The organism is Rhizobium sp. BK619 (genome assembly GCF_014195245.1).
Taxonomy (GTDB): domain Bacteria; phylum Pseudomonadota; class Alphaproteobacteria; order Rhizobiales; family Rhizobiaceae; genus Rhizobium; species Rhizobium acidisoli.
Genome location: NZ_JACIBH010000002.1, coordinates 215,008 through 236,833, shown reverse-complemented (window position 1 = coordinate 236,833; position 21,826 = coordinate 215,008). Strand labels below are relative to the sequence as shown.

General features: G+C 63.0%; 16 protein-coding genes. 3 read left to right on the top strand and 13 right to left on the bottom strand.

Translation table 11 applies throughout. The annotated features are described in order from the left end of the window. Nucleotides 1–2: 2 nt before the first annotated feature. The 6 genes from FHX14_RS04465 to FHX14_RS04440 form a co-directional block, all read right to left on the bottom strand. Complete coding sequence (locus tag FHX14_RS04465; RefSeq protein ID WP_184376427.1) at nt 3–1,040, bottom strand: ABC transporter ATP-binding protein; 1,038 nt, start codon at nt 1,038–1,040, stop codon at nt 3–5. Continuing rightward, a complete protein-coding gene (locus FHX14_RS04460) occupies nt 1,037–2,704 on the bottom strand; it encodes an iron ABC transporter permease (protein ID WP_184376426.1) in 1,668 nt (555 codons plus the stop codon). Before FHX14_RS04460 ends, FHX14_RS04465 begins: the two co-directional genes overlap by 4 nt. A gap of 63 nt (nt 2,705–2,767) precedes the next feature. Continuing rightward, on the bottom strand, nt 2,768–3,790 hold the full coding sequence (locus FHX14_RS04455; RefSeq protein WP_184376425.1) for an iron ABC transporter substrate-binding protein: 1,023 nt from the start codon (nt 3,788–3,790) through the stop codon (nt 2,768–2,770). 318 nt (nt 3,791–4,108) lie between these two features. Further along, a complete protein-coding gene (locus FHX14_RS04450; protein WP_184376424.1) occupies nt 4,109–5,647 on the bottom strand; it encodes an aldehyde dehydrogenase family protein in 1,539 nt (512 codons plus the stop codon). Between the two features lie 25 nt (nt 5,648–5,672). Further along, nucleotides 5,673–6,956 (bottom strand): FAD-binding oxidoreductase, encoded by a 1,284-nt coding sequence (locus tag FHX14_RS04445; RefSeq protein WP_184376423.1) that lies wholly within the window; start codon nt 6,954–6,956, stop codon nt 5,673–5,675. A 65-nt stretch (nt 6,957–7,021) separates the two neighbouring features. Beyond that, on the bottom strand, nt 7,022–8,452 hold the full coding sequence (locus FHX14_RS04440; protein ID WP_184376422.1) for a VOC family protein: 1,431 nt from the start codon (nt 8,450–8,452) through the stop codon (nt 7,022–7,024). 84 nt (nt 8,453–8,536) lie between these two features. On the opposite strand from FHX14_RS04440, the gene FHX14_RS04435 reads away from it, so the two are divergent. The 3 genes from FHX14_RS04435 (at nt 8,537) to FHX14_RS04425 (ending at nt 11,077) form a co-directional block, all read left to right on the top strand. Continuing rightward, on the top strand, nt 8,537–9,445 hold the full coding sequence (locus FHX14_RS04435) for a LysR family transcriptional regulator (protein WP_184376421.1): 909 nt from the start codon (nt 8,537–8,539) through the stop codon (nt 9,443–9,445). Nucleotides 9,446–9,515: 70 nt separating this feature from the next. Next, nucleotides 9,516–9,752, top strand: a complete 237-nt coding sequence (locus FHX14_RS04430) for an Lrp/AsnC ligand binding domain-containing protein (protein WP_003567502.1) — start codon at nt 9,516–9,518, stop codon at nt 9,750–9,752. 146 nt (nt 9,753–9,898) lie between these two features. Then, on the top strand, nt 9,899–11,077 hold the full coding sequence (locus FHX14_RS04425; protein ID WP_184376420.1) for a glycosyltransferase family 4 protein: 1,179 nt from the start codon (nt 9,899–9,901) through the stop codon (nt 11,075–11,077). Nucleotides 11,078–11,096: 19 nt separating this feature from the next. On the opposite strand, the gene FHX14_RS04420 is transcribed toward FHX14_RS04425, so the two are convergent. The 7 genes from FHX14_RS04420 to FHX14_RS04390 all read right to left on the bottom strand — a co-directional run bounded on the left by FHX14_RS04420 (nt 11,097) and on the right by FHX14_RS04390 (nt 21,609). Beyond that, nucleotides 11,097–14,408: an alpha/beta fold hydrolase gene (locus FHX14_RS04420; RefSeq protein ID WP_184376419.1), complete on the bottom strand. Its 3,312-nt coding sequence runs from the start codon at nt 14,406–14,408 to the stop codon at nt 11,097–11,099. A 163-nt stretch (nt 14,409–14,571) separates the two neighbouring features. Beyond that, nucleotides 14,572–15,750 (bottom strand): glycosyltransferase family 4 protein, encoded by a 1,179-nt coding sequence (locus tag FHX14_RS04415; protein ID WP_184376418.1) that lies wholly within the window; start codon nt 15,748–15,750, stop codon nt 14,572–14,574. Nucleotides 15,751–15,795: 45 nt separating this feature from the next. Then, the gene (locus FHX14_RS04410) at nt 15,796–18,276 is read right to left on the bottom strand and encodes a glycoside hydrolase family 2 protein (protein WP_184376417.1); all 2,481 of its coding nucleotides are present in this window, start codon (nt 18,274–18,276) and stop codon (nt 15,796–15,798) included. Nucleotides 18,277–18,292: 16 nt separating this feature from the next. Beyond that, nucleotides 18,293–19,273, bottom strand: coding sequence for a DUF1839 family protein (locus FHX14_RS04405; protein ID WP_184376539.1), 981 nt, complete (start codon nt 19,271–19,273; stop codon nt 18,293–18,295). Next, nucleotides 19,264–20,172 carry an amino acid--[acyl-carrier-protein] ligase gene (locus tag FHX14_RS04400; protein WP_184376416.1) on the bottom strand — a complete coding sequence of 303 codons (909 nt, stop codon included), beginning with the start codon at nt 20,170–20,172 and terminating at the stop codon, nt 19,264–19,266. Before FHX14_RS04400 ends, FHX14_RS04405 begins: the two co-directional genes overlap by 10 nt. A gap of 4 nt (nt 20,173–20,176) precedes the next feature. After that, complete coding sequence (locus tag FHX14_RS04395) at nt 20,177–21,358, bottom strand: acyl-CoA dehydrogenase family protein (RefSeq protein ID WP_184376415.1); 1,182 nt, start codon at nt 21,356–21,358, stop codon at nt 20,177–20,179. Next, nucleotides 21,358–21,609 carry an acyl carrier protein gene (locus FHX14_RS04390; protein ID WP_012559298.1) on the bottom strand — a complete coding sequence of 84 codons (252 nt, stop codon included), beginning with the start codon at nt 21,607–21,609 and terminating at the stop codon, nt 21,358–21,360. Before FHX14_RS04390 ends, FHX14_RS04395 begins: the two co-directional genes overlap by 1 nt. Nucleotides 21,610–21,826: the final 217 nt, after the last annotated feature.

Below are 21,826 nucleotides of genomic sequence, written 5' to 3'. Positions count from 1 at the left end.
ATTTAGCTTTCGAAAACATGCGCCTTACCAGCGATATCCAAGCGAACGAGATCGCCTCGTGAGGGAAGCGCGACACTTGAGGTCTTGATCAGGATCGGCGGCAGCGCGACGCCGTCGAGCGAAACGGCAACGGTGCAGACCGCGCCGCCGAACTCCACCTCGACGACACGCCCGCCATAACGACGATCGCCTTCATCGGCAACGACGCGGATTTGCTCGGGCCGCAGCATGATCTCCGCCTTGCCCTGCCGATTGCCTTCAACGGCGACGCTGCCAAGCGCGCAGTCGGCCATACCATTCCGGATGATGGCGGGAAGCAGCACGGCATCGCCGAGAAACAGCGCCGTCTCGCGGTCCCTCGGATGCAGATAGAGGGATTGCGGCGACCCTGCCTGGATCAGTTGCCCTTCCCGCAGCACCGCCACCTGATCGGCAAAGGTCAGCGCCTCTTCCTGATCATGGGTGACGAGAATGGCGGTGATGCCGGCCGCCTTGAGAACGCGCGCAACCGCCTTGCGCATATTCTCGCGCAGCCCGGTATCGAGGGCCGAGAAAGGCTCGTCGAGCAGCATCAGCCGCGGCTTGCGGCCGAGCGCGCGCGCCAGCGCCACGCGCTGCTGCTGACCGCCGGAGAGCTGATGCGGGCGCCGCGCCAGCATGCCGCGGTCGAGCTCGACCATATCGAGCAGCTCGACGATGCGCTTCTCGCGATCCACAGCCCCCCGCTCGAAGGCGAAGCCGATATTCTCGGCAACGCTTAAGTGCGGAAACAGCGCCCCGTCCTGGGAGACAATGCCGATGCCGCGTTTATGGGCCGGCACCGTCGCGGGCCCGTCGGCGAGCACCTCGTCATTTAACGTCACCCGGCCGATATCGGGCTGTTCGAAGCCGGCGATTATGCGGAGTAGCGTCGTCTTGCCGGAACCGGAGGGGCCGACGACGGCGGTGCGGCTGCCCGCCTGGACCTCGAGCGAAATATCCTTCAGCGCCTGGACGGGACCATAGCGCTTGCTGATGTTTTCGATCGTAAGCAGCGTCATTGGCCGGCGGTCCGTTTCGATTGGGTATAGAGCATAAGGGTGAGCGGCAGCGACAGAACGACCATCATGAAAGCATAAGGTGCCGCCGAGACATAATCGATCTCGCTGGTCAGCGACCAGAATTTCGTCGCCAGCGTATCGACGCCGTTGGGCGACAGCATCAGCGTCGCCGTCAGTTCGTTGGTGATGCCGAGGGCCGCCAGCGCCACGCTGGCGGCCGCGCCGGGTGCGGCAAGCCGCATGGTGATCTGCCGCACCGCCTGGCCGGGCGTGCGGCCAAGCCCCATCGCGGCGCGCTCCAGCTCCACCGGCGCCTGGGCGATGCTGGCGCGCAGCCCGACCATGGCCCGCGGCAGGAAAAGCATCACATAGGCGACGAGCAGCGTTGCGAATGTCTGATAGAGCGGCAGCACCAGACGCACAGTGATCGTCACCAGCGCCAGCGCCACCACCACGCCCGGCAGCGAGCCGACATAATAGTGGCAGGCTTCGAGCACGCGCTGGAAGCGGCCGGGCGCACGCACGGAAAGCCAGGCCATCGGGGCCGCGGCAATCGTCGCCAGCACGCCACCGACAATGGCAAGCACGATCGTCTGCAGGAAGGCGCTGCCGACCTCGATGCGCCAGATCTCGGCGCCGCCGAGATAAAGCCAGCGGCCAAGCGTCACCAGCGGCACGCCGAGCGTCAGCACCGCCAGGGCGACGGGCAGCAAAATGGCGGGCAGCATGAACCAGCCGAGCCGCCGGCGGTCCGTGGGACGCGGCGAGCCGGTGCCGACGCGGGCATACCGTTCGTTGCCGCGCACCAGCACCTCGAAGCCGAGCAGAAAAAGACAGCAGGCGACGAGCACGCCGCCGAGCATGTTGGAGGCAGGGCTGTTGTAGGAGGACTGGAACTGGTCGACGATCGCCGTCGCGAAGGTATCGAAGCGGATCATCACGAACAGGCCGTATTCCGACAGCAGATGCAGTCCGATCAGCAGCGAGCCGCCGCAGATTGCGAGCCGGAGCTGCGGCAGCACCGCCCTGAAGAACACCCGCCAGGGATTAAGGCCGAGCGAGGCCGCGGCGTCTTCGATCGCCGGATCGAGACGGCGCAGGGCTGCGGCGACCGGCAGATAGAGGAAGGGATAATAGGCGATCACCGAGATGAAGACACCGCTCTGCAGGCCGCGCATGCCGGGGAGGAGGCTGACCCAGGCATAGCTGTGCACGAAAGCGGGCACGGCGAGTGGGGCGATGGCAAGCCAGGCCCAGAGCCTCGCGAAAGGAATGTCGGTCCGCTCGGTCAGCCAGGCAAGCGTCACCGCAAGCGCGATCGACAGCGGAATGGTGATCGTCTCAAGCAGGACCGTATTGACGAGCAGTTCGCCGACGCGCGGCCGGAAAACCAGGGCCTTCACAGTGTCCCAGCCGACATCGTAGGTGACCCAGCCGATGAAGCCGAGCGGCACCAGACTGAAGATCGCGACGATGGTGGCAAGCAGGAGCACGGAGGCGTGCGGCATGCGTGCGCGCGGCAAACCCATGCGCACGGCCTTCGGCGCGACCGGCGCCTCGTTGCCGGATGCGAGCAATCTATTGTCCTGCAGCAAGGCCGATGCCTTCATACGCCGAAAAAGGAAGGCAACCGCCTTTGAGGAGCGGTTGCCGGATATCGTCATGCCCTAAGGTTTTCTTGAGCCAAAAGCAATAGTTTTGGCCATGGCAAGCCTGCGGCAGAAGCGTCAGATCAGGCCGGCGGCCGTCATCAGCTCGACGACCTTCTTGCTGTCCAGCGTCGAAGCTTCGACCTTCGGAGCGTTGAGATCGGCAAGCGGCGTGAGCTTGTCGTTGGAGGGTGTATCCTTGCCGATGGCATATTCATAGGACGTGCCGTCCTTGAGCACAGCTTGGCCTGCCTTGCTGGTGACGAACTTGAGGAAAGCCTGGGCTTGCTTCATGTGCTGCGTGGACTTCAGGATACCGCCGCCCGAAACGCTGACGAAAGCGCCTGGATCCTGGTTCTTGAAATAGTGCAGGCCGACATTCTTGCTGTTCTCGCCGGTTTTCGCCTGATCCCCGAACCAGTAATAGTGATAGATAACAGCCCCTTCGACTTCGCCTGCGTTGACCGCCTTCATGGCGACACTGTTGCCCTTATAGGGCGTGGCGTTGTCCTTGAGACCCTTCAGCCATGTCTTGGTGGCGTCTTCACCCTTAAGCTGCAGCAGGGAAGCGACAATGGCCTGGAAGTCGGCGCCAGCAGGCGCCGCGCCCCAGCGGCCCTTCCAGGCCGGGTCTGCGAGGTCGAGCATCGACTTCGGCAGCTTGTCTTCGGTGAGCTTCGTCTTGTCATAAGCAAAAACCGTGGTGCGGGCAGCAATGCCGGTCCACATGCCGTCGGACGGCCGGTACTGATCAGGAACCTGATCCAGCGTGTCCTTTTCGATGGGGGCAAAGAGGCCCGCGCCATCGACCAGCGTCATCGCCGGCGAATTCTCGGTCAGGAATACGTCAGCCGGTGAGGCGTCGCCTTCCTGGATGATCTGGTTGGCGAATTGCATGTCGCCGCCCTGGCGCATGGTGACCTTGATGCCGGTCTCCTTGGTGAAGGCGTCGATCCATTCGCGGCCGAGGCTTTCGTGCTGGGCATTGTAGACGACGAGACCTTCGTCCTGCGCATTGGCGCTGCCGGCGAGCGCAGTTGCGGAGAGAAACGAGGCGGCAAGCGCAAGCGCCTGCGAAAAACGGTTGAGAGCAAAGTTCATGATGGCCTCCGTGGCAATGCCGCCCGAGCTTCGCAAGGGCGATCAGAGGCGTATATTTTTCCTGACTGTCGATTTCAAGTTTCGCCTGCAAGGAAAAGTCATCACAATATCTTGACTAAATATTTCATATTAAAAGGGAATAAATCTCGATCGGTCGAACAAGGCGGCATTCCATGCATGTCGCCCGGAAGTGTGAAGCGGTTCCGGGACAATGACATGCATCAAAAGAAGAGCTAAAGCGCGTCGCATGAATCGAATTGCGTGCGACGCGCTTTAGGGGGTGCCGCCCTCCATTTTCGAGCTTTTCTGCAAGCCGGATTATTCGACGTCGAACTTGACGCCCTGGGCGAGCGGCAGCGTTCTGCCGTAATTGATCGTGTTGGTGGAGCGGCGCATATAGGCTTTCCAGGCATCCGAGCCGGATTCGCGGCCGCCGCCGGTTTCCTTCTCGCCACCGAAGGCGCCGCCGATTTCCGCACCCGACGGGCCGAGATTGACGTTGGCAATGCCGCAATCCGATCCGCGCGCCGAAACGAAGGTTTCGGCCTCGCGCATGTCGTTGGTGAAGATCGACGACGACAGTCCCTGCGGCACCGCGTTGTGCAAGGCCAGCACCGCATCGAAATCGCTGTATTTCATCACATAGAGGATCGGCGCGAAGGTCTCGTGCTCGACCGGGCCGGTCTGCGCCGGCATTTCGACGAGCGCCGGGCGAACATAGAAGGCATCGGTCAAACCGTTGCCGACGCGATCGCCGCCCGTCACCTTGCCGCCGGCCGATGCCGCCTCGCCGAGTGCTGCCTGCATCTTCTCGAAAGCCTGGCCGTCGATCAGCGGTCCGACAAGCGTGCCTGTTTCGAGCGGATTGCCGATGGTGACGGAGCCATAGGCCTTCTGCAGCCGCGGCACCAGCTGGTCATAGACACTTTCATGCACGAAGAGACGGCGCAGCGTCGTGCAGCGCTGGCCGGCCGTGCCCATGGCAGAGAAGGCAACGCCGCGCAGCGTCAGGTCGAGATCGGCGCTCGGGCAGACGATCGCCGCATTGTTGCCGCCGAGTTCGAGAATGCTGCGGGCAAAACGCTGCGACAGGCGCGGACCGACGGCACGGCCCATCGCGGTCGAGCCGGTGGCGGAGACGAGCGGGATTTTCGGATGGTCGACGAGGACTTCGCCGACCTCGCGGCCGCCGATGATCAATGTCGACAGATTGGCCGGCGCCGTGCCGCCCTCGGCGATGAAACGCTTCAGCGCCTTTTCGAACAGCGCCTGCACGGCAAGTGCGGTCAACGGTGTCTTTTCCGAGGGCTTCCAGACGGTGGAATTGCCGCAGACCATGGCCAGTGCCGCATTCCACGACCAGACGGCGACCGGGAAGTTGAAGGCGGAGATGATGCCGACCACGCCGAGCGGATGCCAGCTTTCCATCATCCGGTGCTCGGAGCGCTCGGTGGCGATCGTCAGGCCGTAGAGCTGGCGGGACAGGCCGACGGCGAAATCGCAGATATCGATCATCTCCTGCACTTCGCCGAGACCTTCCGAGGTGATCTTGCCGACCTCGATCGAGACGAGACGGCCGAGCGCGGTCTTCGCAGTGCGCAGCTCCTCGCCGAGCAGGCGGACCAGCTCGCCGCGCTTCGGCGCCGGCACGTCACGCCATTCGAGGAAGGCCTTGTGCGCCGCTTCGATCGCCGCTTTGGTTTCGGAAACAGTATGCTCCCTGAGTTTGCCGATTTCCTTGCCCGTCACCGGTGAGGCGACGGAAAGCGTGCCGCCGTGATAGCGGCCGGCGTCAACGCCGAGTTCGGCAAGCAGCTTGGCGGTTTCGGTGGCGAGATCGAGGACGGCGATGTTCATTGTCGTGTTTCCAATCTTGTTGTTCTCAGAAGCGGGCATCGGCGAAATGGGCGACCTGAGCGCCGGCTTCGTACCATAGTTCCTTGAGCGCGCGGAAGCTCGGTTCGGTCGGTGATGTCAGCGGCAGCGGCAGATCGGCTTCGGTCAGCCGGCCGAGGATATGCTCCGCCAGCGTCCGGCCGAAGACCGTGCCGGGCGCAATACCGCGGCCATTATAACCCGAAAAGCCGATGACACCGGGCGCGAATTTATGAAAGCGCGGCAGCGCATTGTCGGTCATGCCGATCTGGCCATACCATTCGCACTCGAATTCGACATCGCCGATAATAGGGAAGAGCCGCTTCAGGGCGCGTTTGGCCCAACCCTTGTGCACGGCAAGCCCGGTATTGCGCAGCGCCCCGACACTGCCGAAAACGAGACGCCCGGCCTGGTCCATGCGGAAGGAGGAAAGGATCTCCTTGGTATCCCATGCGCCTTCCCGCCCCGGCAGGATCGACTGACGCAGATTGTGGCCGAGCGGCACAGTGGCGAAATTGAAATAGGGCAGATAGACCTGCTCGTTGCGCACCTGCTCGAAGGGGCCGGTGCTGTAGGCATCGGTCGCGACGATGATCCAGTCCGCGCTGACCTCGCCCTTTGCGGTCTTCACGGTCCAGCGGCTGCCGTTTTGCTCCGTTGCGATGACCGGGCTCGACGTATGGATGGCGACGCCTGATTTGACGGCGGCATGGGCAAGGCCGCGCGCATAGGCTAGCGGCTGCAGCGTGCCGGCGCGCATGTCGAGCAACGAACCGGTATAGGCATCGCTGCCGATGCGTCTGGCCGTCTCCGCCGCATCGAGCAGTTTTACGGGCGCGCCGCGCGCGGCCCATTGCGCCGCTCGGTCCTCGATCTCCTTCAGCCCCTCCGCCCCGACAGCGCAATGCAGCGTGCCGTTGCGCTCGAGTTCACAGGCAATCCCGTGCCTGTCGATCAGTTCCATGACGAGCTTCGGCGCATTGCCGAGCAGCTCAAGCAGGCGCTCGCCATGAACCGGGCCGAGCACGCCGGGCAGATCGTCAGGCATCACCCACATGCCGGCATTGATCAGGCCGACATTGCGTCCCGCGCCGCCGAAACCGATCTCCTTCGCCTCCAAGAGCACCACCCTCGACCCGGCTTCGGCAAGATGCAGGGCGGAGGAGAGACCGGCATAACCGCCACCGACGATAACGACATCGGCCGACACTGCGCCTTCGAGAGGCGAGGTAGCCGGCGGCTCGGCTGCGGTCTTTTCCCAGAGGCCGTGGGAGCGCGGATCATTCAGCATGGTCTAGTCCGATCGGAACGAAATCGCGGTACTCTAACGCATATGATGAAGTGTTGAAGGCCATTTTACGCGACGGTCTTCAGCTGCAGCGGGGCGAGGCCCAGCGCTCCCATCGCCGCATCCAGCGAGGCGGCCTGGCGCTCGGCATAAAGCGCCAGCTCGTCCTGAACGGTGGCGCCGAGCGCCGCCTCGAAGGCGTCGCGGTTCGAATGCGTCGCATAATTCTGCTGCTGGTCGGTGCCGAGGTTCGATTGAAAGATGCCGGCGGCGCTGACGGGCAGGAAGTCTTCGTAGACGATCGGCGAGAAGGCAAGGTAACCCTTGGCGATCAGCGCTTCCGGATCCTTGGGTAGCGTGCCGCCGACGGCCGCGGCAATACCCGCAGGCGTCGCGTGATAGCGGAAGAAGGCGAGACCTTGCCTGCGCAGCTCGTCCCAGCTGTCCGGCAGCGCCTTGAAGCGCTCGGCGAGTTCCTGGTCATAGGCGCCGGCCTTGGCGCCGCCGGCGCCGACCTGCACTTCGCCGCGAACCGAGGCAAGCAGCCGGTCATAGAGCGCCCGGCCCTTGGCCGTCAGCGCCACGCCGCGCTGTTCGATCTCGCCGAAGCGGGCGGTATGCGTTCCTTGAACCGCGTCCGCGTCACCGGCAAAGACGATCGTTTCCTCAAGCGCCTTGAAGCTCGTCTGCCGCAGGAGGATATCGCAATGGCGGCGCGGCGGGCCTTCGATGACGGCCTTCGGCGTAATGCCGCGTTCCGGCATGCGGGCCTGGACCGCGTCGATATCGAGCGTGCGCGGCGTCAGATGGTTGATATGCGGCCCCTTGAAGCTGACGACGTCGGCGATCAGCCGGTGTGCATCATGCAGGCGCTTATAGGTCTCGACGCTGACCGTCGCTTCGCCGTGCCAGCGGAAGGTTTCAAGCGCCTCGGCGACGAATTCCGTCGCTTCCGCCTCCGTCAGGCCGCCATTCTGCTCGTGGCGCTCGATCAGCGCGACGGCGCGCGGCGTATAGATGCGCCGCCGTGCCAGGATAGCTTCGGCTTCGCTGCGCAGCCCTTCGTCCTCGATCAGCTCCAATCGCAGCAGCGAGGTGAAGACGCGGAACGGATTGATGTTGAGTGCGGCCTCGTCGATCGGCCGGAAACAGGTGGAATGAACAGGCACGCCGGCGACCGAGAGATCGTAATAGCCGACCGACTGCATGCCCATGACCGCAAACAGCCGGCGGATGGTGAAAAGCTCTTCCGCCGTGCCGAGCCGGATGGCGCCATGGCGCTCGACATCGATACGCTCCAGCTCGCCGGCGCGGGCAAGCCGCTCGCGCAGTTCGGGTTTGTTTTTGAGGCAGCCGGCATTCACATCCGCCACCAGTTCGATCAGCGTGCCATATTGCGGCACCTCCGCCCGATACATCTGCGACATCGCTTCGGTGAAGAGAGAGCGGATACGGTCAGTGGAAACGAAGGCGTGCGGCATTTGAAAACTCCGGCTCATTCCGTTTTTGCAGGATGAGCCTCTTTACAACGACCAGAAAGGCGGAAATATCGACATTTTGGAAATAGCTCATTCTGAAATGGAATGAACATGCTCGCTTCAAGACGTTTTCTGCCGTCGATTTCACATCTCGCCGCCTTCGAAGCCGTTGCCCGCACCGGCAGCGTCACGGCCGCCGCCCGCGAACTCGATCTGACCCAGAGCGCCGTCAGCCGCCAGGTGAGCGCGCTGGAGGAGCAGCTTGGCGTCGAGCTCTTCCTGCGCGAACGTCAGACCATGCGGCTGACGCCGGCCGGCGACACTTATGCCCGCGAGATCCGCGAGGCGCTGCGGCGCATATCGAGCGCTTCGCTGAACCTGCGCGCCAATCCGCATGGCGGCACGCTCAATCTCGCCATCCTGCCGACCTTCGGCACGCGCTGGCTGGCGCCGCGCCTCGGGCGCTTCCTCGCCGCTAATCCCGGCGTGACGATCAATCTGGTGACCCGGCTTTCACCCTTCGATTTCCGCCTCGATTCGATCGACGCCGCCATCCATTTCGGCCATCCGCACTGGCCGGGCGCTGAGCTTGCCTTTCTGATGTCGGAGCACACGGTGCCGGCCTGCAGCCCCGATTTTCTGAAGCGATACACGATCTACGGGCCGCAGGATCTGCTCTCCGTTCCGCTGCTGCATCTGACGACGCGGCCCGATGCCTGGGAGCAATGGTTCGCCGGCAACGGCGTTTCGTTCGAAAGCGTGCACGGCATGCTCTTCGACCAGTTCGCCACCGCCGCGCAAGCGGCGATCGCCGGTCTCGGCATCGCTCTCTTGCCGACATTTCTGATGCAGGAAGAGCTGCGGCGCGGCGATCTGGTCGCCGCTGTCGACCGCGAAATGGAAAGCCGCGAGCGCTATTATCTCGCCTTTCCGCCCGAGCGCGCCGACTATGCGCCGCTTGCCACCTTCCGCGACTGGATCGTCGCGGAAGCGGCCGCAGAGCCGGCGGCGTGACGAACGGCTTGCATCGGCATGGCGCTTTCGACCATTATATCAGCCAAACAACCCTTTGCAGGAAATCCCCATGAAGCCGATCTTCGTCCAGCTCCAATGCGCCCCCGGCAAGACCTATGAGGTCGCCGACGCCATCTACCAGACCGAACTGGTCTCGGAGCTCTATTCCACAAGCGGCGACTACGACCTGCTGCTGAAGGTCTATATCGAGGAAGGCCAGGATATCGGCAAGTTCATCAACGACAACATCGCCAATATCCCCGGCATCGTCCGCTCGCTGACGACCCTGACCTTCAAGGCCTTCTAAACTTCTGTCAGACGCGGTTAACCTTTTTTACGAAGAATCGCCTCTCGGGATGCCGCTTAAACCACGGCTTAACGCCTGAGATATCTGGTCGTTGCTATAAGAGTCCCGTCTCGGCATGAGGCGGCGTGTGCAGCGATAGGTGGAAAATGGCGATCGTCGAGGCAGACAGGGTGCGCGAGAGGCCGCAGCCGGAAACGGCGCCGCTGATCGTCCATGTCGTGCGCCAGTTCCTGCCCAACCGAGGCGGCCTGGAAGACGTGGTCGCCAATCTCGCCCGCCAGACCGTTCGCCGCGGTTATCGCGTCCGCGTCGTCACCCTCGATTCGCTGTTCACTGCGCCTGAAGACAAGCTGCCGCCGCGCGAGGATATCGACGGCATCGAGGTGGTGCGCATTCCCTGGTCCGGCAGCAGCCGTTATCCGCTGGCGCCCAAAGTTTTCGGCCATCTCGCCGATGCCCATCTCGTGCATGTCCATGCCATCGATTTCTTCTTCGACGCGCTCGCCTGGGGCCGGCTGCTGCATCGCAAGCCGATGATCGTCACCACCCATGGCGGCTTCTTCCACACCAGGAAATATGCGGCGATCAAGAAAATCTGGTTCCGGACGCTGACCCGCGCTTCGGCACTGGCCTACCGGCGCGTCGTCTGCTGCAGCGCCTCAGACCTCAAGCAGTTCTCTGAAATCGCGCCTGACAGCCTGCTGATCGAAAACGGCGCCGATATCGGCAAGTTCGCCGACACCGCGTCGCGCCGGGCAAGACGCCGCATCGTCACCATCGGCCGGTTCTCGGTGAACAAGCGGCTGGACCATTTGCTCGATGCGATGGCCGTGCTGAAGACCCGCAATGCGGAATGGCATCTCGACATCGTCGGGGCCGAATCCGATCTGAACCGGGCCGACGTCGAAGCCGCGATCGAAGGCCGCGACCTGTCCGGCCGCGTCACCCTGCACGTCTCGCCTGACAACGGCGCCATCCGGCGCATCATCGCCGAGGCCTCGCTCTTCGCCTCCGCCTCGGAATATGAAGGTTTCGGCCTGGTGGCGCTGGAGGCGATGAGCGCCGGCCTGCTGCCGGTGCTGAACGCCAACGACGCCTTTACGACACTTGCCGGCCGGCATCCCGTCATCACGCTTGCCGATTTCACCAATCCGGAGAGCGCCGCGACCGGGATCGAAGCGGCCTATGAAACGCTCGCACGACAGCCGGACGCCGTCCGCGCCGGGCTTCTCGACGCCGCGCGCGGTTACGCCTGGGACATTGTCGCCGGGCGTTATATCGATCTTTATCGGTCGCTGAACGTCGCCGCCGCAGACAGCATCTAGATTACCTGCCTGAAATTCCTCACGCCCTCGCCAGGCGGATGATCTCGTCGAGCACGAATTTGCGCGATTGCGGCGGCGTCAGATTGTGGTCGGCATCCGGCAGCATCAGCAGCCGCACGTTCGGATAGCGGGAAAGCTTGGCGCCGCGCGGCCCGAAATGGAAATAGACGTGATCGAGCCCAACATCGCCTTCGCTGTAGATCAGTGTCAGCGGCACCTTGCGCTTGCCGAACAGCGCGAAGGAATGCCGAACCTCGCGGGCAATATGGCGCCGGTCGGGCAGCAGCTCGAGCAGCGGCGCGATAAAGGGCGACAGACGCCGGCCGCCGGCGATGACGATATTCTGCAGTGCCGACACCACGTCCACCTGGCCGCTGAGCAGCCGCTTCAGCGTATCCACCCGCGCCAGGCGCTGACCGTAATCATCGAGGCTGCGGGGGACGGAAACGACATGCTCCCGGCGCACCGGCACCTCCGGATCCCAGTAATAGACGAAGGGATTGATCGAGACGACAGCTTTCAACCGGTCGTCGGCAACGCCGGCGCGGAAGGCGACGTAGCCGCCGCTGCATCGGCCGGCCACCATGACCGGACCTGCAACGACGCTTTCAAGCAGATCGAGCGCGGCAACCGCATCCTCGGTCTGCGTGCTGGAATAAAGCACCTGCTCCGGCGCATCCGGCCGCGGCGGACTGTCTCCGACATTGGCGGAATCGAAGCGCAGCGAAACGACGCCCTGGCGCGCGAGCTCACGCGCCATATCCACCGTCGTCCGCCCCCAGCCGGCATGCCGGTCATAGGCCGTCGACAGGAACAGCACGGCATTGCCCTTGATCTCGCCGAGCGGCCGGCTGACGACGCCGACCAGATGGTCGTGGCTGCCGAAACGCACCGGTGTTTCGACAAAACCCTCGCCGGCAAGCGGCACATTCTCGATTGCTTCAGGCGAATGCGCGCCGGATGTCTCCGTCGTCACCCTCTTCAGCCACGTCTTCAGCAACGCGACGACCTCAGCCGGCGTCTTGGCAAACAGCGGATTGGTGGCGAGTTCGTCATAGCCTTCGAAAACCGTCTGTTCGACGTCGGCGCCGAGCGCCTTCAGTGCATCGGCAAAACCGGTATCGTCGGCCTTGGCGGGACGCTCGAGGATAAGATAACGCGACGCCGCAAGCGCCTGCGGCGCCGCGATGTTGAGCTTGCCGAGCTCGGCGGCGATCTCTTCGGGCATGACGAGCCCGGCGATCTGCACCTTCGCGGTCTGGACATGCTCCTTGCCGAGGCCGAGATCGGCATCGATGATCTTGGACCACATGTTGAGTTCGCGCAGATAGGCTCGGCCGCTCAAAACCGGCGCCAGCATGACGAGGCTGTCGACGCCGTCGATCGAGGCGCCGATGCGATGAGCAAGCGTTGCGCCGAGCCCCTGTCCGATGAGGATGATGCGGTCGCAGCCGCTCAGCGATTTGAGCTTGGCGGCCGCGGCGCGGATCGAATTTTCCCAGGTTTCCAGCCTTGCCGGCAGAGCGCCGAAATCGAGCGCATCGCCGGTGCCGCGATAGTCGAAGCGCAGGCTAGCCACGCCGATATCCGAGAAATGCTCGGCGGCCACACGGAAGAATTTTCGGCTGCACATTTCCTCGAAACCCCAGGGGCTGACGAAGAGCACGGCGGCCGAACGCTTCTTCGCCAGAGGATTCTCAGGCATGAACAGCCCGATCGTGCCGTCGAAGACGACAGGCAGGGCAGCATTGCGGCCGGCGCCCTCGGCCGGTTCGAGCGAAAATTCCCCGGGCGCGACCTTGGCGCGGTCGGGGTCGCCAGGAAGCCTCGGCGCAATGAAATTGATCGCATAGCCGACAGGGCGCTGCAGCACGCGCGGCATCTTGGCGAGAATGGAGCGCATGACCTCGACATCTTCGGCCGGCATGACGCGCAGCAGGCGGAGTGCCACGAGATAGCAGAATGTGCCGGCAAGGATGGCGGCGACGAGACCGACCGGACCCTGGATGAATTCCAGCACCGAGAGCGCCCCGCAAGCGCAGAGCACGGCGGCAAGCGTCACCTTCGTCAGGCTAGTGTAGAGGCCCGAAAGCTGGGATCCGAATCCTGTCTGTCTGATCATCATCACCGACATCGCAACGAAGACGAGGATGCGCACGAGTGCGGCACCCTCGGCTGCAAGCCTAGGTATGATCAGTAAACAACCGACTACCATCAGAAGGCCACCTATCACACTGATGTTCAGGCGGGAGCGAGCCCTGTCCATCGACAAGAGGTAGAGGCTGAGGATCTGCATGAAGGTATAGGCGGGCGCGACCAGCGCAAGCAGCGCCACCACCGTTCCGCTGCGGCGGAACGCTTCGCCGAACACCACAAGCACCAGTTCGCTGGAGATCGCCGCCAGCCCGAGGCTCATCGGCAATACGATATAGGCCATGCTGCGGGTGACGGCGGCGAAGACCTCGACCGGCAAGGTCGAATCGTCGCTGTTGTGCCGCCGCTCGGAATAGTAGGGCAGCAGGCTGCCGGTCATCTGGATCGGCAGCTGCAGCGCGATATTGGCGATCGACAGGCCGACGGCGTAGTAGCCGACCATCTCAACCGACCAGAACTGCTGCAGGAAGAGCAGCTCGAGCCGGTTGAGGAAGATCGAATCGATGATGAACTGGATCGACAGGATGACGGAGGAGGAGGCGAGCGCTTTCAGCGAGACCCCGCACCAGTCGCGCCGCGCAAGCAGGATCGGCAGCGTGGCAAAAAACAGGACGAGCTGGCCGAGCGCATAACCGACGAGCACGCCCTCGACCCCATAAAAAACGGCGCCGGCGGCAACGCCGGCAAGCTGCACGATCGAGACGGCAACCGTCAGCCGGAAGAAGGCGCCCAGTTTCTTTTCGCCGATCAGGTAGAATTTGACGAAGGATCCGATCGCCTGGACGAAAAACAGCACGCCGGTAACCAGCGCAACGGACGGCGCGGTATCGGCCCAGTGCATCTCCTCCGACGTCAGGAAGAACAGCGCGTAGAGCGCCAATAGCACGACGGTCGAAAACATCATGAAGCTGACGAGGATGGCGGCAAAACCCCGCCGCCGGCGCAGGTCGTAACCTTCGGCCGAAAGCTGCGGCAAGGTCTTCAACAGCGTGATGCTGGAACCGAGCTCGGCGATCGAGGCGCCCGTGACCACCAGCCACAGCGAGAAGGCAACGATGCCGTTGGCCTCCGGCCCGAGCAGCCGCGCGGTTATGATCGACGAAACGAATCCCGTCAGCAGCAGCAGCATGCCTGCCGCCGCATTCATCACCGAATTTGCGATAATACCCTTCGACATCTGTCCATCCGCCGGCATCGGCCTAAAGCGCGCGTTAGCTCTTTGTTTTTACGCATGCCGTTATCGCAAACCGCCGCACACTTTTGCGCGCCATGCTCTAAAGCCGCATACCCGTCATCTCTAATGCGAAAATGTTAAAATAAAGCGGAGTGACGACCTCACCTTAGCTCGCCTGCATCGCCGCCAGCGTCTGGAGCGCCCTCTCATAGCTGTTCTCAGCGAGATAGTGCCGTAGGAACTCCCGCGCTTTCTCGGCCTTCCCCAGCGCGAGCTCGGGCGCCCGGAAGATGTCGCTCAAATGAGCGGCCGCGGCTTCCGGAGACGGATCCGCCCAGACCGCGCCGTCAAGCCCGGCAAATTCGGGATGGGTATCGACGACGGGGATCAGAGGAGAGGGGACCAGCCAGCTATTGCAGGGGTCACAGAAATCCGCTGTGCCCGACCAGGCCGTGGAGACAACGGGTGTGCCCTGCATGATCGCCTCGGCAACCGTCAGCCCGAAACCCTCGGAACGGTGCAGGGAAAGATAGGCGTCGGAAGAGCGGATGATGCCGTTGATATCGGCGTTCGACAGCCTGTCGGTGACGATCCTGATCCGGGCGTCGCCCGCAACCGAGGCGACCAGCGCGCTCAGGGCTTCATCCTTGTTCACGTCGCCGCTGGCCTTCATCAACAGGAAGGCGCTTGGGGCTTCGGCGGCAAATATCCTGAAAGCCTCGATGACGGCCTGCGGATTTTTCCGGTTGATCGACGAGCCGGCGCTGAAGATGAAGCTGACGAGAAAGGCGTCCTTCTCGATGCCGAACCTCTCCCGCATGCCTTCGGTCGCCGGCGCCTCGATCACCGGATGGGGAACGACGATGACCGGCGCCTTGGTGAGCGGCGCAATCGCCCGCCGGGTGAATTCCGACGGCACGAAGACCGCGTTCATGTAGTGCATGGCATTGCGCCATTCCGCCGGCACCACTTCCAGCTCCCAGGCGAAATAGCCGATATTGAAGGCGCGGGTGAAATTGCCGACACCCTTCTTCAGGATGGCGCGCGGCAGCATCGGCGGATTGAGGTGCCAGATCCGGCTTCCCGTCGGCTCGGTGGAAAGACGCGACGACGTCCATCCGGGGAAGGAATTCTCGTCCGGATGCGTGCTGACGTCGGAGAGCGAAATTGCCCTTCCGGCTTCAGAGAGCGCACCGGCGCAGAGCCTTGCCGATTCGCCGACGCCGACAGCCATCGAGAGATAGCCGACGATTTCCACCGGCCGGCGCGGATTGAAGGCAAGACGCGACCGCGGGATCAGCCGCTGCAGGACATGGGCACGCAAAAAGCGGTATGTCGTTCTCAAATCACGGTCTTTCTCAATGGATCGGCATCGTTTTCGCGGAGAGCGTCAGCCCGAGAGCACGACACGATGCGAACTGCCTAGACTTCTGATCTCGCCTGCAGGCGCGATATCGCTTTCGGTGCCGGGCAGGGCGTGGAGCTTCACCCGCCGCATTGCGCCGGGGGCGAGATGGAACCAGTCGTCATCGGCCCGATAGCCTTCGACGTCGATATGAACCGATTGCGCCAGCCGGTCGGTCCTGAGATCGACGAACCAGTCGTCGCCATCTCTGCCGAGCGATGCCTCGATGCCTGCTTCATGCAGCGCCTTGTCCCGTCCGCAGGGAAAGTGGAAGCTTTCGGCGAGAACGGCGCCATCCGCCAGCGAACGCAGGCGCGCCACACTGACATCATGCGACGGCGGTCCGAAACGGAAGGCATAGGTCGTATCGAAGAAAGCGCCGAACAGCGCGGTCGCGGCAAGACGCTCCGTGTCCCTTGCCGCCAGCTTGAAGGCTCTGCTGCCGCTGACGACCTGCTGCTTTCCGTCGCGCAGACAGACGACCTCGAGCTCGACGTCGAGGTCCGCGTCCGTCTCGTTGACGACATGCACGTCGAGGCCGTTGGTTCCCTCGTCGGTGAACACCGTCTGCACCGGCCGGAAGGCGCGGCGCATCGCATACCAGACCGGCTTCGGCTCGCCGGTGGAATCGATCACCCCCCAGCCGGGACCGGGCAGCAGGTCCTGCAGCGTCCAGACGAGCGCGCCGTTGCAAGCCGAACCCTTGCGCCGCCATTCGGCAAAGGTCTCCTCGATCACCTCGCCGGTGACGGCGCGGGAGAAATCGAGATAAAGTCCCGGATCTTCGCGCCGCAGCCGGGCCGGATCGAAACCATAGAGAAGCTCCAGATAGAAATCGCGAACATCCTCGAAATCCCAGGATGCGCTGCGGTCGCGCGGCACGCGAGCCTTCCAGAGCGGGCTGTGGACTGAGGGCACGTCGAGATGACGATGCAGCGTCCTTTGCTGCGGCACATGCGCAAAGGCAAGGCTTTCGGAGGCAAAACGCACATCCGCACGGCGCGCATCGGCAAGCGGTCGCATATAGGCGCCGACGCCGTAATAATGGGCGATACCGGCATTCGGCGAAAACGGCATCGCCCCGCCATAGGGCGAATTCGGAACATAGGGCACGTCGGGACGCATGCGCGTGACGATGGCCGGGATGATTTCATCGGTGACCGGCCCGCTCCAGAATTCCACGGGCAGGCCGAGCATCGCCGCCTGCTGATGGATTTCGCTGCCGCCGCAGAGCACCGCCAGCGAGGGCGAGGCCTGGACGTCGTGCAGGAATTCCTCGACCTCCGCATGCACGTGGCCGAGAAACGCCTTGTCGTTGCGTGGATAGTCGAAATTGGCGAACATGAAATCCTGCCAGACCAGCAGGCCGAGCTCGTCGCAAAGCGCGAAGAAATCCGGTGTCTCATAGGCCATGGTGCCGCCGATGCGGATCATGTTCATGCCGGCTTGCGCCGCCAGCCGCAGGAACGGCTCGTAATCCGCCCGCGTGCCCGGCAGACGCGCGATATCGGCTGTCGTCCACACCGCCCCGCGGCAGAAGATGCGTTCGCCGTTGATAAGGAGCGCAAAGTCGTCGCCATCGGCGCCACGCTCGACCTCGATCCGCCGGAAGCCGGTCGTGCCGAGCGGATAGTCCACGCCGTCGGAAACCAGCGCCAAATCGTAAAGACGCGGGAGGCCATGCGTGTGCGGCCACCAGGGCTCGATGTCGGCAAGCTTGAGGATAGCCGAGTAGTGACTGTCGCCGATCTTCTCGAAAGGCTGCTCCATGCCGCCGCAGCGCAGCAGCATTGCCGGATCCTCAGCGTTGCTGTGCAGGGAAACGCTGAGACGGCCGACGCCATTCTCGTCCAACACGGCGCGGACGGAGACATTGTCGATCGAGACGGGGTTGCGCCGCACCAGCGAGATCGGCCGCCATGGCCCGACCGCATGAATATCGGGGCACCAGCCCGGCATATGGCCGAGCAGTGTCGTGCGGAAATTTTTGAGACCCGCCGGCGTGATCATCTGCGGCCGCCAGCGTGCCCGCGGGCCGGGCTCCGACAGGCGGGGGCCAAGCGCCCGGAAGCACAGCGCGAGTTCGTCGCCCCCCACAAGCGTCACCGGGATTTCATGGGCCGTGAACATGCTCTCGGAAAACAGGATTTCCTGGCCGTTGAGGAAGACATGGCAAAGCGTGGCAAGTCCCGCGAAACGCAGGATCGCTTCACCCGGCTCGGCATCGAACAGCCGGCAGAGATACCAGGCATCCCTGGTATTCAACGGCTCTGGATTTTCCCGGTCGAACAGCCCGGCCTTTTCGAGTGCTGCGGCAACGGTGCCGGGAACGGGGGCTGGAATGAATTGCGCGGAAAGCGGAATGTCATGCGGCACGGCGCAGGCGCCCGGCTCCGTCAGGATCAGGTTCCAGCCTTCGGAAAGCAGGCTTTCCTCGGCACCGATGCTTGCCAAACGCCCCCGCATGGTCAGATCTCCGGCCTCAGATTCGCTCCGCAAGCGATGTCATCATGGAATCCCATGCATCGGCGGCCGGATCAAGGGCTGCCTGCAGCGGTTCGAACTTCCGGCGGGCGATGGCGCGGGCAAGCTGGAACTGCACCGATTTCGCCGTATCCGAAATGCGCCTTGCATGCTCGGCGGCAGCGGCGAATTCATCCGGAGAGAGCCAGGCGAGGTGATCGGCCGCCAGCTCGAAATTGGCGCCCACCTGGCGAAGCGTATTGAAGGCATATTTGTGGAAGAAGCCGAACGGCCGCTCCGCCACCGCCTCGACCTGCTGCGGAAAGACCGCTGCAAAGGCGCGGATCGGATTTTCGCGGGGACGCCTGTTGAAATGAACGCCGGCAAGCCGCCGGGCTGTCGGGCGCAGATGCGGTTCATCAGCGGGCTTTTCCGGGAACCGTGCGAATTCCGTATAGGGCAGGAACGGCGGCTCGTTCTCTGTCAGCTGCAGTTGGAACAGCCCGTCGAAATCCTCGCCTTCGAGGCGGAAATAGCCGGCATTGTGGAAATAATCGACGCGCTTGGCCGCAACGTCCAGCCGGTTGATCGCAACCGTCGTCTTGCCGTGCTCCTGCCGGTAGGCGGTGCCGCGTGTATCCGGCATGTAGAAGGAATCCATCTCGACCAGGCAGAGACGGCCCCGCGCGATCTGCACGTCGACATGCCGTTCGACACGGTCGTAGATGGCAAGCTCGGTCGCGCGAATGCCGTAGAGCGTGTCGAGATCCTCGAGCGGCACCTTGAAGAAGGTGAACTGATCGCCCTCGAAATCCTGCGTCAGGGTGAAACCGAGCATCGCCTCGGGCGCTACACCCGAGGTCGCCAGCACCTCGATCCAGAGATCGACGTAACAATTGGTTTCCGGCCAGGCGCGCTCGCTAGAATGCAGCGCGTGCTGACGGTAGGTTTCCGGGTCGATCCCCGAAAATACCGATGTCATCGACCGGCTCAGCCCCACAGCGCTTTCCGCACGTTGGCCGGCCATTCCTTCACGTCGAGCCCGTGATGGTGGAAGAGGGCAAGCGCGATGCGCTCCAGGCCGAAGCCGACGCAGGCGGTGTGCGCCACGCTGCCGTCTTCGAGGTTCAGACGCCACTTCAGGCCGAATGAATCCTGATGGTAGTTGAAGCTCATGCAGGCGGTCGGATTGGCAGTCGAGGTGATCGGGATCAGCAGCTCGAACTTCAGGTTCTGGTCGCGCTGATTGTTGACCATCATCTTGCCGGCACGGCCGAAGAACGGGTCGTTGGCAACGTCGATGGTCACATCGAGGCCGAGCTGCTTCATCATTTCGACACCGCGATCCATCCATGTCTGACGGAAATCGGTGACGTGCTGCTCCGTGCCCATGCAGACATATTCACGCATGCGGAACAGCTGCTGGCGGGCGGGATCCTTCGAAGGCTCATGGCGGAAGCAATAGGACTGCAGATCGAACAGGCCGCCCGTCTTCGGCAGGTTGCCGCGCTTGGCGACCGTCGGATAGAGCGGGTAGCAGGCAGCCGGCGTCAGCACGATATCGGTCGCCTTCTGGTCCTTGGTCCAGTCGTCGCCGACTTCCATGCACTGCAGCAGGCTCATATGATCGAGCTCGCTGCCGCAGAAGCTGTGCACCGTGCCGGCGAGCTGCGGGAAGCTCTTCATGTAACCGCTCTTTTCGAAGAGCGCGACGTTCATGCCGGGCGGGAAACGCATCGCCTCGGCGCCGTCGGCGCCGCCGAACGTGTCGATCAGCCGTTCGAAAGCGGTAATGACATCTTCGAACTGGCCGCTGCGGCCATAGAGACCATCAACGCCGGTATCGATCAGCAGGCCGGACTCGAAGAGCCGGTCGAGAAACGAGGTCTGCATATCCATGGCTTTACCCCAGTAGGCTAGTGTCCTGCTTGTGGACGAGAAGCATGCTCGACGTATTGCCGAGGATACGGTCGTTCGAGATCATGAGCTGTGCGGAATGTGCGTCGCGCAGATGGCGTCCGAGGCTGAAGGGCGTGCCGTTCTTGTAGCCCATGATGCCACAGATCAGCATGGCATGGTTGACGATCTCCAGGATCGTCTCGGAAGAAGCGATCTTGACGTTGTTCATCGCCACGACAAAGCCCATCGAGGACAGCCTGTCGACATCGGCTTTTGCATCCTCATAGGCCTTGAGCCCGGCAACCACGTTGGATTTGACCATCTGCAGCAGGTTCGAAACCTCGGCGAGGCGCAAGGCGCCGGGCGGCTGAGTATCGGGCGCCTTGCGGGCAGCGGCGCGCACGAAAGCCTGGGCGCGTACGACGGCATCGACCGCGATGCCGTACCAGACGCCGCTCCATAAGAGGTGCGAGGAGGCGAGCATCGATTGTGCCGCGATCTCGGCGAAAGGCTTCGGCAGGATCTGACGCGCCGGCGCTTCGCCCTTGAAGAGGAAACCGTCGGAGCAGGTGCCGCGCATGCCGAGCGTATTCCAGGCGTGCGTCTTCTCGAGCGTGTACTGGTCCTTGAGGAAGGCCGTCAGCACTTGGTCTGAGGAAGCCGCCTGCGCATGGGCACGCGAGGTGATGAGGATGGCGTCGGCATGCGAACCGTAGGAAATGACGGTCGCATCCTTTTCCAGGCGGCAGGTATCACCGTCGACTTCGACAGCGCAAATGCTGTTGCGCAGGTTTCCGCCGATACCGCCCTCGGTAGTGGCCGATGCGATCAGCAGCTGCTCGGCGGCAATGCGACGCATGAAGTCGCTATGCCATTCGCTGTCGGCGCCATGTTCGACGAGGCTCGACAGCTTGATGTGATGCATCGCGAACACCATGGCGCTTGCAGCGCAGGCCTGGCCGAGCATCGAGCACAATTCGGCGATCTCGGTGATCGAGGCGGATTCGCCGCCGAATTGGCGCGGCACCTGGATGCCGAGCAGCCTTTCGGCCTTCATGGCATCCACGGCTTCTCTGGGGAAGCGGGCTTCGACGTCGACCGCATCGGCGTGTTTCGCCGCGATTTCGGCGACGCGGGCGACCCTTGCGACAAGACCGTCCTGCATGATCTTGACGGGGAAATTCATCAGGCGACCTTCCGGCTGTCCCGAATGAGATCGACCGTCCTGGCGATCGCCGAGATGCTCGCGAAGGATTTGCGGTTCAGGAGATTGTCGGGAAATTCGATGTCGAACGCTTCTTCGATGCCAAGCATCAGCTGCACCGAAGCAAAGGACGTCAGACCTGCCGCATAAAGATCGGCATCGTCGGCGACCTGGTCGATCGACGCCGGAAGTTTGCCGAATTTGGCTACGAGGTCGCGGATTGTCTTATTCATCCCATCACTCCAAGATTCTCATGATCCCGAACCGGCGTTCATCGCCTTGTCATGAGCGTTCTTTTAGTGCGGAAAACAGAAAATTCCGCTAATTTATAGCGTTAAATATGACTAAGGCTCACAGTTAGAATTTTAGCGATTGCCGTGGCCTGAGTTACAATATTGATTTAAAATCAATATCTTATGCCGATTTCGTCGACGGCGCTCGACGCAATTT